Here is a 15,884-nt window from a genome sequence, read left to right on the forward strand (position 1 = left end):
ATGAGCATAAAACTAAAACCCGTTTTAATGGGTATCTTGTTCAATAGTTCATTTCTACCGGCATTCTCGCAACAAATGATAAAGCCTTTGCCAAAATCAAAAAATGCTTTTATTGTGATTGCCCACCGCGGTAGTCATTTAATTAAACCCGAAAATACAATAGCTTCCATTGAGGAGGCTATTGCTATCGGTGCCGATTATGTGGAACTGGATCTCCGTACCACAAAAGATGGGCATCTTGTACTGCTGCATAACGACCGGGTTGATCAGGGGAGCAATGGAAAGGGACTGATAAAAGACCTGAATTTTGAGGAGGCGAAAAAACTTATTCTTACAGGTAAAGATGGCAGTTTACACCAAATTGCCAGTTTTGAAGACGCACTCAATACCTGTAAGGGAAAGATTAATATCTATTTGGATTTTAAAGCTGCTGACGCAGAAAAAGCATACAGGGTTATTAAAAAGGCAGGGATGGAACATCAGATTCTGGTTTATGTAGGAAGTAAAAGCGATTACATTTCCTGGCAGAAAATTGCACCTCAGATGCCAATGATGTCGCGTTTGGATCCGGCAATTACTACAGAGCAAGATCTGCTGCAGTTTTTTGAAAAAACATCCCTGGAAGCAATCGATAAAATCCCTAATGAAACGCTGTTGCCTGTTTTAAAAAAGATGGGCATCAGTATTTTTCAAGATGTGCAAAAAGCCAGCGAGATGCCTGAAGATTGGGATAAGGCAATAAAATACGGCGCGCAGGGATTGCAGACCGATCATCCTGAAGCTCTTATTAAATACCTTAAAGCCAATAAGATAAGAACTAATTAATAATAATCAAACCGCTAACTGTTGTAAATACAGTTAGCGGTTTGATTTATAATCCTAAGAGAATTTGAATGTTCGATTACGTAAGTACCGTTTTCATAGTTGAATAATTGAAAATATAGACTAAATTCCAAAAGCATCTTTGTACATTTCTTACTCTTTAAATTTTAAATATTGTCCTCTTTCCATTTTTATATTTAATCGTTGGTAAAAATCAATAGGATTGAATTCTATCCGCTTATACTCCGCCTGTACGCTTGTTTTCGCTTGATTCAGTTTATCCTGATTTTCCCAAACGGCAATTGTTATAATGGCCAAATTGCCCTCATTGTCTTTTTGTTCGAAAACCTGATCGCTTATAAAGCCAGGCAATTTTCTTATAAATATTCTGTTATAATCCATTCTCTTTACAAACTCTTCAATTGCGGCTTTAGGAACTGAGAACTTATCAATGAAGTGTATCTCATCGCGGTTTTCCTTTTTCCCGGATAAATTTGTAAGGTCGATGGGTAAGACACCCAACTGTTGTAAAAACCCTAAGCGGTCCGTTTGTACCTGACTTCCAATTATTTTGTCATTTTCAAATTTATAGGTTACTATTCCGTCAACAGAAACAGTTTTATTGGTTGGTGGAATATGCTGAAATTGATTTTTATGTGTTCCACTAAATTTTTGTTTTACCACTACATTATTTCCATCAGCAATTATCTCTTTTACTTCCCATTGAGCATCTGGAAATGCTTTTGCCAATTCAAATATTGTTTCCTGAAAGCCAGCGGCACCCCTGGTACCAGACGGGTTTATATAATCCGGTGAGATTATCGCTGATAATTTCTCATACCGTTTTTTTAAAAATACCGTATCGTAGAGGAAATAAATGAATTCCTTTTTTTTAGCATTGTCCATTTTGTTTGATTTTTCTACCGACCTGTTAGTGATTTGGGAAAAGCTACTTTGCTTGCACATCATTACGATGCATAATGCAAAGGTTATTCTGAGTATTGAAGTCATCAGTTATATTTTTTTATACTGCAAATTTCAGAACAACTCAGGCCAGATCATTGTAAAAAATCATTGAATTACCAAAAGTCAGGCGATTTATAGAACGCTGTTGGTGTTTGACCCGTAAACAGTTTAAAGTCTTTATTGAAATGAGGTTGGTCGTAATATCCTGCATTAAAAGCTATGCCTGCTAGGCTTTCGGCTTGTTGTTTCTGCCTCACAATTGCTTCCATGCGTATAATAGAGGAGAATTGTTTTGGCGATGTGCCTACTATTTTTCTAAACCTCTTTTCAAAAGCGTCATTGCTGATATAAAGCGTGTCTGCCAACTCTTTTATTTTGATTGCACCTTTTGTTGAATGAATTATTTCTACCGCTGTTGAGATTAGCCTGTCTGGTATACGGCTATCTAATCTAGATAATAAAAACTGCTCAATGATTGCAATCCTTTGAATATTGTTTTGAGCTTCAGCTAACCGTTCTTCAATCATTGCAATTGTATGCCGCTTAACGAAAGCATCAAGAGAAATACTTTCTTCAAAGAGTTCATGGAGCGGTTCGTTAAAAAATGCTTTTGCCCCTGTTTCTTTAAACTGAACAATTATGGTGGCAGAATCTTGTAAATAGTGGATGAGTCTTACCGATTTTCTTAAACCAGAAATAGTTGAAGTAGGCAAAAGTTCTTCTTTTTGCTCTGATACGTAACTAACCTGTCCCTTGTAACGAAAAGCAACAACAAGCGAAGCACCCGGCAAAATTCTATTTGTCATTTCCACTTCACTTTCAACAATTCTGTATGCCTTGATGAAAGGTCTTAGTAATTCGGTCGGTATATACGCTTCAACTCTCATTTTTTCTGTTGGTACTGATAAAAATACGGCTTCTTTTTATGCGCTACAAATCTTTAAGGTATATCCCTCAAACGCCTTTGCCAGGTATCTTCATGCAACTTAGATTTTACCTGCTTGGCCTTTGAAGAAAAGGCGGATCAAATCATAGTAGAAATAAATTAAAGCGGGCGGCAAAGTTTGAATTAATCTTTCCTTTGTGGCCCGCTCACACCACCGATATTATATAAGATAGCTGTCACACTGAGCTTGTCGAAGTGCTTTCTTGGTATAAAAAACAAGGGTCTTCGACAGGCTACCATTGACGTCTTTCCGTAATAGACTAATTTTCAATCAATTGTAGATTAAGTTCGTTTGCTTTCTTTTGAAGGAAAATGATCTGTTGTTCTTTTAATTTTTCTTGATATCTCTTTACTCCCTGTTCAACATAATCCATCCCTTTATCAAATATTCTATAATAAAGTTCCGCTAATTTTCTTGCGGTAGCTTTTATAGCTATGCCGGAACCCCTTTTTGCTTTAAGTCTTCTGGCAAAGGCTCCCAGCCCTGGCTGTTTGCTTAACAGTATAGACTGGGCTGCCTGTTTAAATATTTGCCCCGCTCTGGTTACAGGTTTTTTCTTGCTTCTTTTATTCATCTTTCCTGACTGATGCTTACCTGGCGCCAGACCCAACCAGGAAACAAAGTTTTTTATTGAAGGCCACTGCTTAATATTGTTGCCAAGTTCAGCCGTAAGCCTCATTAAACTGTAATCTGTTAAACCTGGTAAGGTGGTCGGGTTTGCTCCATGAATTCCTAATAATAATTGGTGTAGTTGATCAATATTTGGCTTATTATGGCGGATTGGTTTGACCGGATGCCCGTCTTTGTAATCTTTATTGGAAGAATTATTATAATCCTGAAGGACTTTTCCTGTTTCTATATCACATTTGGAAACCTGATCAATATAAAACATATATCCATCATAGGCCTGCAGAAGTTCGAAAAGGTATTCTTCTTTGTAATTGCCTTCAAGAGCGAGCAAAATATCTTTCCCCTTGTTCTTGATTAAGGATGGGGTACAGCATGCCAAAAGTTTTTCAGGGTTCCGTTCTCCTTCAAGAATAGCCTGTATCATTGCCATTCCACTGGCACCATGGGTTTGTGAAAGCACTTCTGGCAACCTTATGTTCATCAGGGTTAGGGCTTTCTGCATATGCTGAACGTGGGAGGAGGCCATCTGTAGCTTATCTTCCCGCATCCGGGTATAAACCCTCAGTTTTCTTACAATATCTTCAGGAACAAAACTTTTGCGGAGTAACCCGTAGCTAAAGAGCTGCTGAATCCACTGACAGTCTTGGACATCGGTCTTTCTGCCCGGAAGGTTTTTGCTGTCGGCTGGGTTTACCAGCGTAACCTCAAACCCATCAGCCTCTAAAACATCATAAAGGGTAATCCAATAAACGCCCGTAGCTTCCATGGCAACATGGGTTATTGAACACTCTTTTAGATAGGCACTCAATTCCTTATAACAGGAAGTAAAAGTGCGGAAGTTCCTCACTGATTGGTTTTCGACAGAAACATAAACCTTTTCACTCCCAATATCAATGCCTGCACTATTGGGATAAATTTTGCTTAAAACATTCATATCCAGTAATATATGTTTTTTTTAGGAAGATAAGCTCAACGTATTTCAGATAAGGATATTACTACCATGCGGGATATCAAACGATTCACCAATATTGATTACTATTATACGCTAAAACAAAGCTCAGGCACAGGTTAATGCACTATTAATGCGACTGTTATGCTGCTATCCTCCTTAACTCTCTATAAAGTTAACGTCATTTATATTGATTTTTATAAAATAAATTACCCCTCAGGCTGACATAGCAATTATTTCTGTTGAAATTTAAACAGGCTCTTATAGTTAGCCTTTTAAGAATATACCCCGATTTCTCCTGGTTATCCTTTTAGGTTTGGCTTAGGCCAATGCTTGCACCAAATATGCTATGTCATGGAAAGTCCGTTAGTGGTTAACCATCTTCATTGCTCCTTCACTATAGCGCTCGCCAGTGATAGGATATCGCCTGATCAGCTCATCAATTGCTGTAAGGTCATCACCTGTTAGCTTAACTTCAATCGCACCTACATTATCTTCCAGGTATTTTCTTTTTTTCGTGCCTGGAATCGGTATAATATCGTTGCCCTGCGCCAGCACCCATGCCAGGGCAAGCTGTGCAGGCGTGCAGCCCTTGGTACCAGCCAGTGCAGCAAATTCAGCTATGAGCCTATTGTTTCCGGTAATATTTTCCTGCTGGTAACGCGGCAGGGTTCTTCTAAAATCATCGTCGGCCAGGATGTTCACATCGAGTGTATTGGTAACCAGCCCCCGTGCCAGCGGAGAATAAGGCACAAGTGAAATGCCAAGTTCACGGGTAGTCTGCAATATTCCATTTTCCACATCCCTTGTAAGCAACGAGTACTCACTTTGCAGCGCAGCAATCGGATGCTCGGCATGTGCTTTGCGTAAAGAAGTAACAGAAGCCTCACTAAGTCCGAGATAGCGGACCTTTCCCTCCCTTACCAGATCGGCCATAGCGCCAACGGTTTCTTCAATCGGAATGTTTGGGTCAACCCGATGGGCATAGTAGAGGTCTATGGTATCAATTCTCAATCGTTTCAGGCTCTGTTCAACGGCAACTTTCATCCAGGCGGGAGAACCATCAAAATAGGTTCCTGTTGCGCTGCTGGGGCCGGCAATTCCATCTTTAAAACGGAACCCAAATTTAGTTGCAATAAATACCTTGTTGCGGTTAGGAACGAGTACCTTAGAAATGAGTTCCTCATTTGCTCCGTTTGCATACATATCGGCTGTATCCCAAAAATTGATCCCAAGGTCAAGTGCTTTTTCAAGAGTCGCTAAACTTTCTTTGTCGTCTGTAGGCCCATACGCAAAACTCATGCCCATGCAGCCTAGGCCAAGTGCAGACAGTTTTTCGTTGGTAGTCCCTAAATTTCTATATTTCATTTTGATAAGATTTTGTTTACTCAAATGTAGACAAGAAAGCAAAACCGCGACTTATAAGCATCAAACAGATCGTTATAATATTCAAACAGTCTCTCTTAATTTAGTAGGTGCTGAACCGGTGTGTTTTTTAAAGAACAGTGTAAAATATGAAGGGTATTCGAAGCCAAGGCTGTAGGCAACATCACCGATATTCCAGTCGGTATGCTGCAATAGGGCCTTAGCCTCTTTAACAATACGGGCAGCGATATGAGCGGTTGTGGTTTTACCGGTAACCTCTTTTACAGAGCGGTTGAGGTGATTGATGTGTACGGATAAAGCGTCGGCATAATCGGCTGGGTTTTTCAGTTTGAGTACAAGCGTAGGTGAATCTATTGGAAACTGTCTTTCCAGCAGTTCAAGAAATAAGGCAGAAACCCTTGAAGAGGCATTGGCGTAGGTATGAAAATTTGTGGCCGGATTATTTTTCATCGCCTCATGGATCAACAGGTGCAAATAGCTACGCAGTACATCATACTTATGCTGATAAGTTGAGCACATTTCTGCCTGCATCTTTTGGAATATGGCCGAAATTTCGCGCAATTGAACTTCATCCGGAAAAAACACCGGGTTACAGCCAACCTTAAACAAAGGTGAATCCCGCAGGTTATTTACCCTTTCACTATGCTGAATGAAATCTTCGGTAAAAAGACAATACCAGCCCGACTGCTGATCTGAGTCTGCTTCCCAGGAATAAGGCACAATAGGGTTCGAAAACAGCAGCGCAGGTCGGTCAATCTGTATCCACTTATCCGCATAATAGATCTTTCCTTTACCAATAATGAGAGAAACCTTATAAAAATCGCGGCGACTGTACGGACTTACTACCGCACAGCTATCTCTTGTGAACACGTTTATGTGGCCAATGCCAGCATTATCGAGCGGAACATCTGTAGGAGCATGGTCTGGCAGCCTGTTGTAAAAATCGATAACGGTCTCTGCTTGTTTCATGTTGTAAATTTATAAAAATCAAACAATATATCTTGCATAAACCAAGTTGATTGACCCCATACCGCCAATTTCAGAAGCCTCTAAAACAAACTGCTGATCAGAATTAATTAACAATCTGCTTTTGATGGAGCGCGATCAATAGATTGTGTTTTTTCCAATCTGTTATCCAAAGCCTTTACTAAACCAAAAGTATCTTCCAATAGTCTGTATTCAACGATCAATCCCCCGACAATGGTTATTCTGTGCGCTCATATAGCGTTTAGCGACGTAAATAAGCTGGTTTCTCAGCATTATCAATCATAACGATTGCCTTGATAATATTTTAATGGAGTACGGCTGGTTACCGGTATCTTAAATGATAATACGCCCTGTGTAGCTACTCATTGCAATAGCCTGCCTGTCATCTGAAATAAATGAAATCCAGGTATGCAGTTCATTGTCTTTTTCAAATATGGGGATTTCAATTGTCTCCATGCCATCAATCCTTCTTGCGCCACTGAGTTTAAAATAGGTCCGCTGAGCTTTAACATTATAAGCAATTACCATCACCTGATCTGTTTCTCTAATCGAGTTATTAGCTGTATTATTTTCCCAGCTGAAATGAAGGCCCACATCGTCTTTAACTACGCTGGGCTTTTCTGCCCCCAACAAACTTCCAAAGGTTAGACATACCTTTGCATAATCAATTTCACCATCCGCATCCAATGCATTGCACATATTGTACGACTTGGCTGCATTATGCGCAGTCATCATCCTCAGTTTAGATTCGAGATTGTACCCTACCCTAATGAAGCTGATTAAGGGTTTAAGGAAATGCTGCATCCTGGTAAAACCAAACCTGCAAAGCTTTTGTTGGGCTGTTCCTTTTTTGTTTTTTACACTGGATTTAGGTAAAGCTTTCATTACCCATTGTCCATTTAGCTGATAGCCTATTACGCTCCCAACTTTCCCGGTGAAACCACCGTTGATTCCTTGTTTAAATATTGCCATAATTTTAAAAATTATGGGATGATTAACACTAAGATAAAAAAAGAATTGTAATCAATATACTATTTCAACAAATTTAACAGGGATTTAAAACATAGTTGGTTCGGATATAATTGTCACAACGCTGTTGTAAGTCCGAACCAACTCCGAACCAAACCCGTCCTAATCCTTAGTTTTTTCAAACCGAATCCCGATTCATCAAGAAGCTTAACTTAACAAGTTGAATCGAATTTAACTTTCAGATACAGCCTCCTTTTTTCTAGGTTAAAAATCTACATGATAATCTTTGGAGAACGGTTTTGCTGCCCAGGCTTTTTTTGATGTCCATTCTGCCGGGGCTGCGGCCCAAAACTCGTCGGTAGCCGGTAAACCCAAAGGAAGGAACGATAGTGTAGCCATGTACAAACTGCCTGTAGAGGTATAATAGTCTGCTATTTCAGGATCATGCCCGCAAAACCCAAGCTGTAACCATCCTTTTGCATCAAAAGTTCCAGGTGTCCCGTATATGTTCTGTTTAACTTTAGTTAGGGCCGAACGTACCTGGGCTGGCTGAATGGTTGCTGGTAACTTATGCATTAAGGCAATTTGACTCAAAGCCTGGAAAGCGCCGGTTCTATAGGTAATTGAACGTCCGATTGGTGGATAGGTTCCTTCAGGAGAAATCATGCGTTCTTGCCCTACTACGTAACGCTGCATCCTTTTTACAGCAAGATCGTAGCGTTCTTTTTTGATTAGTTTTTTATCGAGCATAACAGCTAGCGTATCCACCATCATCGGGTGGATTACAAAAGAGTTATAATAATCAAAAGCCATGTTTACGCCATCACCGTACCAGCCGTCTCCTTTATACCATGCGTTTAAAGTATCTACCCCCTCATTTAAGCGGCTTTCATCGTGTGGTTCGCCAATCGATAATAAAAAGGCTTCGGTAATAGAGCCAAACAACAACCAGTTATTTTTAAAGGGTTTTCTGTTCCTCAATGATTTAAACGAGGCAATAATTTCGCGCTTTGTTTCGGGCTTTAAAGGTTCCCATAAAGCTTTCGGTGCCCTTAAAAAGGTTTGTGCCAGATAGGCCGAATCAACAATCGGCTGATAATCTTTGCTAAAATTTAGTTTATCAGGACTGTTTGCCGCAAAACAGCTATCTAATCCCTGAATGGCTTGTAATTTCAATTTGTTCCTTAAAACACCTTCGGCTGTGGTATCATCAGGTAGCGAAAGCCAGGGTGCAATTCCGGCATAGGTGCGGCCAACAGCCTCCAAATACGATACAGCAGGTGTTCTGGAGTCGAATTTCGGCGCCGTAACCACTGGCATATTCTTAATCAGGGTTCCATTGGCTAAATTGGAAACAACGGGGCTGGCAATTTTATACAACAGTTTATACCAATATTCTCTGTCGTTTTTTGATTGAGCGCTTATATTGTTATTAGTTTTTGTAGCAGATAAAACTTCGTTAGGATTAAACAGCCCAAATACTCCGGTTAATGACAACGCGCCTATAAATTTTCTTCTTTCCATTTTTTGTATGTTATAAATACCAGTTTTTATAGCGCATCAGCGCCTCGAGATAGTAATAATCGGCGTAGCTAAGCGGAACGTCGACTTCTGATTTCAGGGGTAAGGCCCCTGTACTGTGCATCAGTAAAAAACCACCATTTTCGCCCGGTTTTGCACTATACGCATCAGATGAAAGTGAAATGATCATTTTTTTTGCTTCGCCTACATATAATTTTCGCTCGCTTTTTGTTGCGTACTGTCCTAGCTCTAACAAACCAGAGGCAATAACTGCAGCGGCAGAAGCATCGCGATAAGTATCAGGAATGTTCGGTGCGTTAAAGTCCCAATACGGAACCTGATCGGCAGGCATATTCGGATGATTGATGATAAATTTGGCGATGTTTTTTGCCTGATTAAGATAATGTTTGTTCTTGGTAAAACGGTACATCATGGTATAACCGTATAATCCCCAACCCTGCCCACGGCTCCAGGCCGACTCATCAGATGCCCCCTGGGCAGTACCTCTCTTTAGTACTTTGCCCGTAGTCATATCATAATCCACTACATGGTAGGAACTATAATCTGATCTGAAATGGTTTTTAAGCGAAGTATCAGCATGATTGATGGCAATTTTCTTGTATTTCGGATCGCCACCATGATCAGACACCCATGCCAGCAACTCCAGATTCATCATATTATCAATAATAACAGGGCCCTTCCATTGTTTACTACTATTCCACGATTGGATTACTTTAGCAGCCGGGCGGTAGCGCGTGGCAAGCGAGGCTGCAGCTGTATCGATAGTTGGTTTATATCGCGCATTACCTGTAATGCGGTAGGCATTGCCGAAACTACAGAACATCATGAAGCCTAAATCATGGTTTCCGGTATAATGTTTCTCCTTCTCTAGTACAGCAAGGCGTTTTTCTGCCTCTTTTAAAGTGCCGGAATCTTTGGTGTATTCGTAAATATAAAGTAGCGAACCTGGGTAAAAACCACTGCACCACCATTTGGTATCGCTGGTTTCCAGCTTATTATTTTTTGCATAATAGGTTTTCGGCATACGGTCTGCCGGTGTGTTTTTGGCCAATAACTGATATTGTTTCTGTGCAAATTCAAACTGCTTGTCGAGCAGGTTTTTCATTGCTTTTTTTTCATCAGCTGCCCTTTGTGCTTGAGCAATTACTGCTGTAGCCAGAAAACATATGACGAACAATAATTTCTTCATAGGTTAGGTAAATTTGTATAATTCATTTTGTGTTAAGCCTTAACATAGGCTTTTGATGTTGGTTGCGGCAAATTTGTGCTTTTACGCGCTTAAAAGAGGTGAAAATCGGAAATGATAGGGTAGAAAATCCGAAATTAACCACCTTTTTACAGTTAATTTTACATCAATCTATTTCACTGATCATGTTTTGTGCAATCGATCGTTCTTTTTGAAAACAAAGGTGTTGTTAACCTCCAGGCACTGGGTTAATACCTGGAGGTATTAATTTAATTGGGACTGATTACCTTTATTTTATTGTTACCGGTATCGGCTATATAAAACTTACCTGCATATTTATCATACCAAATACCTACAGGACCATTAAAGCGTGTAGCTGTAGCCGAACCAATGGCATTACCCGAGGTGGTGGCGCCCATCAACAAACTAAAGGTGGTATTGGTTTCTACCTCATTATTGATTACCGAAAAGGTGTGATTACCGGTATTGGCGATAAACAATTTTCCTCCTGCAACATATATTCCCCGTGGTGAACTAAAGTTCGTAGTTGCTCCTTTTCGTAATATCGTTACGAAACTGTTTGATAGATTTATTTTACTTATCGAACTGCCATTCCAGCTGGCTACATATAATGAGGTTTCGTCATCTGTTAAGGCCACGCCCCACGGAATCTGAAAAGCAGCAGCTGTACCTGTCCCACCTAATACTGTACTTGTTCCAGAACCTGCAACGGTAGAAACTATATTGGTTGATAGGTCTACTTTACGCACTTTATTACCACCCCACTCCGCTACATATAAATATCTATTGGCTTTATCTAGGGCTAAACCCGCCGGGCGGTTAAATTTTGCAACAGTTCCTGCTCCATCAGTGGTACCGCTCGAATTTGCAATCCCTGCAATGGTACTCACAATTGCTTTTCCATCTGCTGAAATCACTATTTTTCTGATCACATGCCTGGTATCATCCGCTACGTATAGTGAGCCGTCTGTACCACACCTAATGCCATAAGGAGCATTAAACTGTGCTACATCACCGGCACCATCTACGGTTCCGGCAGTACCATTACCGGCTAAAACGGTTGCATTACCTGTATTGTCTACTTTAATAATCCTATTATTTCCTGCGTCAGAAATGAATAAATTACCCTTGGCATCAGTGGTCATATCCTGAGGGCCGTTTAATGATAATCCATTATTTAATGCAAGTTCTGTAGATTGTAAATTGGTTAATACAGGTGTTGTAAAAGCTGGAGATTTAAGATTCAGTGTTGCCTTTTGCTGTACAGTAGCATAAGTGGGAATATCAGATACAGCAGAATAATTAACAAAATATTTATTGTTGAGCATTTCTACTTTTACCTGTGAAGGATGAGGCACCACCACAGAGAAATTACCCGCTATATCGGTAGTGATATTATTTAATAGCGTAAACGTTGTTTCATTTGGCTTTTTAACATAAACGCTAAAACTGGTATTGCTTACATATTGCTTATCCAATGCATCTGCGGCATTAAAAACAAACAAGGTTGCAGTAGAAACCTTTAATTGGGTGCTAACACTATTCTCGTCTATTAAGTTAACGGAAACAGAATCTGCCCTGTAATCGGTTGTATTACCAATTTTCACTTTAACCTCTGTTGGATAAGGTAAAGAAAGCAAGAGTTTTCCGCTTGCATTTGTCCTTTCTGATCCGTTATCGATAAACGTGCCTGTACCTATTTTTCGGTAGCTTACATTAACTAAAAAATTGCCGATAGCCGCCGATGAGGCGCTGTCCAATATGCTGATATCAACGGTCGACATACCAAATTTAGGTTTTGTACGTAAAATAACTTCTCCATTTGTGGCATTCTGTATTAGCAGTTCTTTTGAATCGTACTTGTAAAATGCGGTATCGACTTCAGCCTTGAACAAGTTTGGATAAGGTACACTATAAGTAAATTCACCCTGCGCATTAGTACGCACCGTATCTATCACCTGAAATACCGAACTTGAGCTTATTTTACGGCTGATTAATATTTTAACGCCCGGCTCCAGCTTATTGTCCCTATCGTTCATTACCTTCACTTTTAGTGATACCTTTTCTGTGGTGGTATCGTTTAGTGCTTCAGTGGCAAACTTTTTACAGGCAGCAAAGCACAGGGCAATACTTACGATGATAATATAGTATTTGTGTTTCATATACATATTTTTAGTAGTGATGAACCTGTATACCTTAAAAGGATGCAGATCCATCAATATTTATGATTTAAAATCTATTATTGATTTACGGTTTATAAAATTCCACTTCATAGAGCTTGAGCCACGATTTTCCATTTAACTTCCATGAATCTTCTACATTAACCCCAAACCAATAAATAATCTGCGAAGCAATATCAGAGTTGGAAACCGCCATAATGGTATTGCCTGATGGCGCTGTGGCATTGCAAACCTTCCTTTCAAAAGAATTCCATAAACCACCTTTTCCGGCTATAGTTAGGTCTTTTCCTAAAGCTGTAGGTGCCTGGTTAAGCATTTTGTCGCCATCTACCTGTTTACATGGCCAATAGCCAATCAAATTTGGATCAGATAGGGTCACGCTGCTACTACAGGTAAAATCGCTGATCTCGCTATCAGAAAGAGCTTTATTGTAAAAGGCAATATCGTTCACAGCAAATGATCCCGAAGCTACAGCCGCAGTTGTTGTGATACTTAAATTGCCGAGAAACAAATCGTAAGCACTGTTGCCTATAGTTCTGCCCGAGATATCAACAGCATCGCCAGCTACACCATCTACATACAATACAGCCATTCTTTTACCTGCACTGGTATAAATTTTTAAGGTTAACGAATACCACTTGTTTAAATCAAAATTAGCAGGCGCATATATAAAAAAGAAGGTAGATGAGTTATAACCCATCGTTACTCTGAATTTCCGGCTACCATCGGCATTAACCTGTACCATAAAATTCCATCCGTTTACTGTACCATACGAAGCATTTGATTTGGAGAACAATACAAAATTCTGCCCGTTAGATGAAGAACTGGATTTAACAAAGGCTCTGAACTGGATGGTTTTATCGCCCGATGCCCCTATTTCATAAATGCTAGAATTAGCTGCCGCAAGTGTGGCTTTTGCATCGGTAGCGGCCTTAGCTGCCGGAAATAAAAAGGCATCAGTTAAAGGCACATTATCTATTTCTACCTTTTTAAAAGCCGGGTTATAGTAAATATTAAACGAGTTACGCTCCCGCTCCGTCTGGCTGGTAAAACCTTTGTTCACCCCGCCATGATTAGAGGTAATTACCACTAACCATTCTTCATTGGCATATGTTTTTCTGGCTTTAACGGCATCTAATAATTTACCAATGTAAGTATCTACCTGTGTTACCGCAGCTTTATATTCTGGTACATCGGCAGCGTAGCCATATTTAAGACCAGCCTGGTTAACCTGATTAAAGTTGACCACTATTAAATCGGCTTTATTGATGCCTATTTTCTTAACCGCCGTATCGGCCGCAGCGGCATCGTTGGCAACCGCAATCGGCTCATCAGCATAAAGGAGTAAACGATCAACCAAAGTTTTCCAGGGTGAAACCGCCACCGAATACCTCATTTTAGGGGTAGCCTGCAAACGTTCAATTAACGAGGGATACTCTACAACCGCATCGTGCTCACTGGCACTTTCGGGAACGATAAAGGTACTATCCTGTATTTTGTGGATGGTTGCTATCCCGGTCATGATATTTTTCCAGGTTCCGGCATCGCTAACCGGGGCATCGCTTCTGCTCTGCCACGAATATTTACTGGTGGGCAATATGGAAGAAATAATTGGAGGCATAATTTTTTTCACATCCTCTCCTGTAGCACCATCAATACCAATTAACAAGACCTTTCTTTTTTTAACCGAAACAATCTCCTGTTTCTCAAAAACAGCCGGTGGATCATAATATTTTTTACAACCAAAAATAACGGCACACAACAGCAGCATTATCAATACGCTGTATTTTTTTAAACAAAGTGAATAATTCTTCATTGTTGGTTTATTTAATATCTTTTTGAATAATTAACTTGGGTTGGATAACCATACGGTTTCGGTAAGCAATGGATATTTTGCCTGAATTTTAGCTTTAGAAACTGCACTTACCGTAATGCCCCACTTGGTTAAAAAAGGTTCCATATCGGTTTTGGCGAACTCAGATAAACGTTCGTAAAAGAAATCGATCTTATCCTGATTGTTATTGGAGGTAAACCTTGCGTGCCTGGCTTCGGTAGCGAGATAGGTGATAAAACTATACCCATAACGTTCCATCAACTGGATAAACATGCCTAGTTTGGCATCTTCTGATGCATTAGCATATGATTTGGTACCGGTTGGCGTTACAAAGGCCAATGCAGCAGTCATCATGCGTTTATAATTACTGTGTTTATAACCGTGGTACTTGGTTACCATTAAAGAGAAGATGTTATTCGAAACCTCGCCGTTACCATCAAAGTTCCAGGTATTATTCATCTGCATGTTGTGCCCCAGCTCGTGGTAGGTACCCCAGTTTTGGCCTATAACCCCGCTTAATGTTACGGCCTGTGCAAAATAATTATCGTTGGCCATGGCTACCACCGGGTAACCGCTATGCTGCGCCCCAACTGAAGGTTGTATATCGTGTACAATACGCCAGGGCAGCATGGGGTTTAAGTCTCGTGCATCGGCCGCATTTTCTGATAAACCATACCATTCCCAGTAGCAGTGTAAAATCTGCTCATCCCAGGTTTGCATTAAAGCGGTTGGGCTGGCAATTGGGAATTTAGCCAGACGCGACACCGGCAAAGTAAAAATGATCCGTTTGCCACGCAGTTCGAAAAAGGGAACTGTTGTTTTGGCGATCATGGCTTTCCACTCTTCATCTGTAGTTTCGCCCAGCACAAAATCAGGCGATTTAACCGTTCCGGTGAAATAAAAATCTATTTTCCTACCTAGCGCTCTTGGCGGGATGATATAAACCTGGCCACCGTATAAATTGCGGATCAGGTTTTTGCCTGGTGCAAGGTTATGGCGCGTATAAATAACCGGTGCTCTTAACTTTGTGGTTAAACTGGTTAAATCATCGTCCCACGCCCCTATTTGGGCAATCATTCCATATTCGCCCGCCGGAACATCGATTTGGATGAGTTCGCCGGCAGGTGCATACATCCCCGTACTAAACCAGCCTTGCGGTGGTACAGAAATCCTGAGGTTGGCATTATTGGCATATACAAAATCAAAGTCGAGCGTTACCCTGGTATCTTTAATCCGTGGCTCTGAGATCGATACCAAGCCTGGAAAAACCCTGGCTAAATTAAACTGCGTTCTATCAACTTTATATTTGGAGGTATCCAGATCCTGGTTTCCAAAAGTATCTATTACTTCAGTTTTGCTATAGCCATCTTCAAAAGAGTAGCCATAATTCTTTTTACAGGATTGAGTAAACAGCAAAAGAACTGCAAAAGCTGAGGTTAAGCCTATTATTTTTTTACTTCTCATG

The 15,884-nt window shown here is 40.3% G+C and carries 12 protein-coding genes; 1 reads left to right on the plus strand and 11 read right to left on the minus strand.

The window, feature by feature from the left end:
• Entirely contained in the window at positions 1-825 is an 825-nt protein-coding gene (locus ACN9MR_RS15630) for a glycerophosphodiester phosphodiesterase family protein (protein ID WP_426324974.1), read from the plus strand.
• Between the two features lie 150 nt (positions 826-975).
• Here ACN9MR_RS15630 and ACN9MR_RS15635 read toward each other — a convergent pair whose 3' ends face one another.
• From ACN9MR_RS15635 to ACN9MR_RS15685, 11 genes are all read right to left on the minus strand, one after another.
• A complete protein-coding gene (locus tag ACN9MR_RS15635) occupies positions 976-1,728 on the minus strand; it encodes an ester cyclase (protein WP_426324976.1) in 753 nt (250 codons plus the stop codon).
• Between the two features lie 173 nt (positions 1,729-1,901).
• The gene (locus ACN9MR_RS15640; RefSeq protein ID WP_426324978.1) at positions 1,902-2,675 is read right to left on the minus strand and encodes a helix-turn-helix domain-containing protein; all 774 of its coding nucleotides are present in this window, start codon (positions 2,673-2,675) and stop codon (positions 1,902-1,904) included.
• A gap of 319 nt (positions 2,676-2,994) precedes the next feature.
• Entirely contained in the window at positions 2,995-4,299 is a 1,305-nt protein-coding gene (locus tag ACN9MR_RS15645) for an IS110 family transposase (RefSeq protein ID WP_426324980.1), read from the minus strand.
• Positions 4,300-4,680: 381 nt separating this feature from the next.
• Positions 4,681-5,682, minus strand: coding sequence for an aldo/keto reductase (locus tag ACN9MR_RS15650; RefSeq protein WP_426324982.1), 1,002 nt, complete (start codon positions 5,680-5,682; stop codon positions 4,681-4,683).
• 81 nt (positions 5,683-5,763) lie between these two features.
• Positions 5,764-6,669 carry a helix-turn-helix domain-containing protein gene (locus ACN9MR_RS15655; RefSeq protein WP_426324984.1) on the minus strand — a complete coding sequence of 302 codons (906 nt, stop codon included), beginning with the start codon at positions 6,667-6,669 and terminating at the stop codon, positions 5,764-5,766.
• Positions 6,670-7,020: 351 nt separating this feature from the next.
• A complete protein-coding gene (locus ACN9MR_RS15660; protein ID WP_426324986.1) occupies positions 7,021-7,659 on the minus strand; it encodes a DUF6266 family protein in 639 nt (212 codons plus the stop codon).
• A gap of 261 nt (positions 7,660-7,920) precedes the next feature.
• Entirely contained in the window at positions 7,921-9,180 is a 1,260-nt protein-coding gene (locus ACN9MR_RS15665) for a DUF2264 domain-containing protein (protein WP_426324988.1), read from the minus strand.
• Positions 9,181-9,190: 10 nt separating this feature from the next.
• Complete coding sequence (locus ACN9MR_RS15670; protein ID WP_426324990.1) at positions 9,191-10,387, minus strand: glycoside hydrolase family 88 protein; 1,197 nt, start codon at positions 10,385-10,387, stop codon at positions 9,191-9,193.
• 266 nt (positions 10,388-10,653) lie between these two features.
• A complete protein-coding gene (locus ACN9MR_RS15675) occupies positions 10,654-12,567 on the minus strand; it encodes a hypothetical protein (protein ID WP_426324992.1) in 1,914 nt (637 codons plus the stop codon).
• A gap of 85 nt (positions 12,568-12,652) precedes the next feature.
• Positions 12,653-14,401, minus strand: coding sequence for an alkaline phosphatase family protein (locus ACN9MR_RS15680; protein WP_426324994.1), 1,749 nt, complete (start codon positions 14,399-14,401; stop codon positions 12,653-12,655).
• 30 nt (positions 14,402-14,431) lie between these two features.
• On the minus strand, positions 14,432-15,883 hold the full coding sequence (locus ACN9MR_RS15685; RefSeq protein WP_426324996.1) for a M60 family metallopeptidase: 1,452 nt from the start codon (positions 15,881-15,883) through the stop codon (positions 14,432-14,434).
• Position 15,884 lies beyond the last annotated feature (1 nt).

Source organism: Pedobacter sp. R-06 (assembly GCF_049913135.1).
GTDB lineage: Bacteria > Bacteroidota > Bacteroidia > Sphingobacteriales > Sphingobacteriaceae > Pedobacter.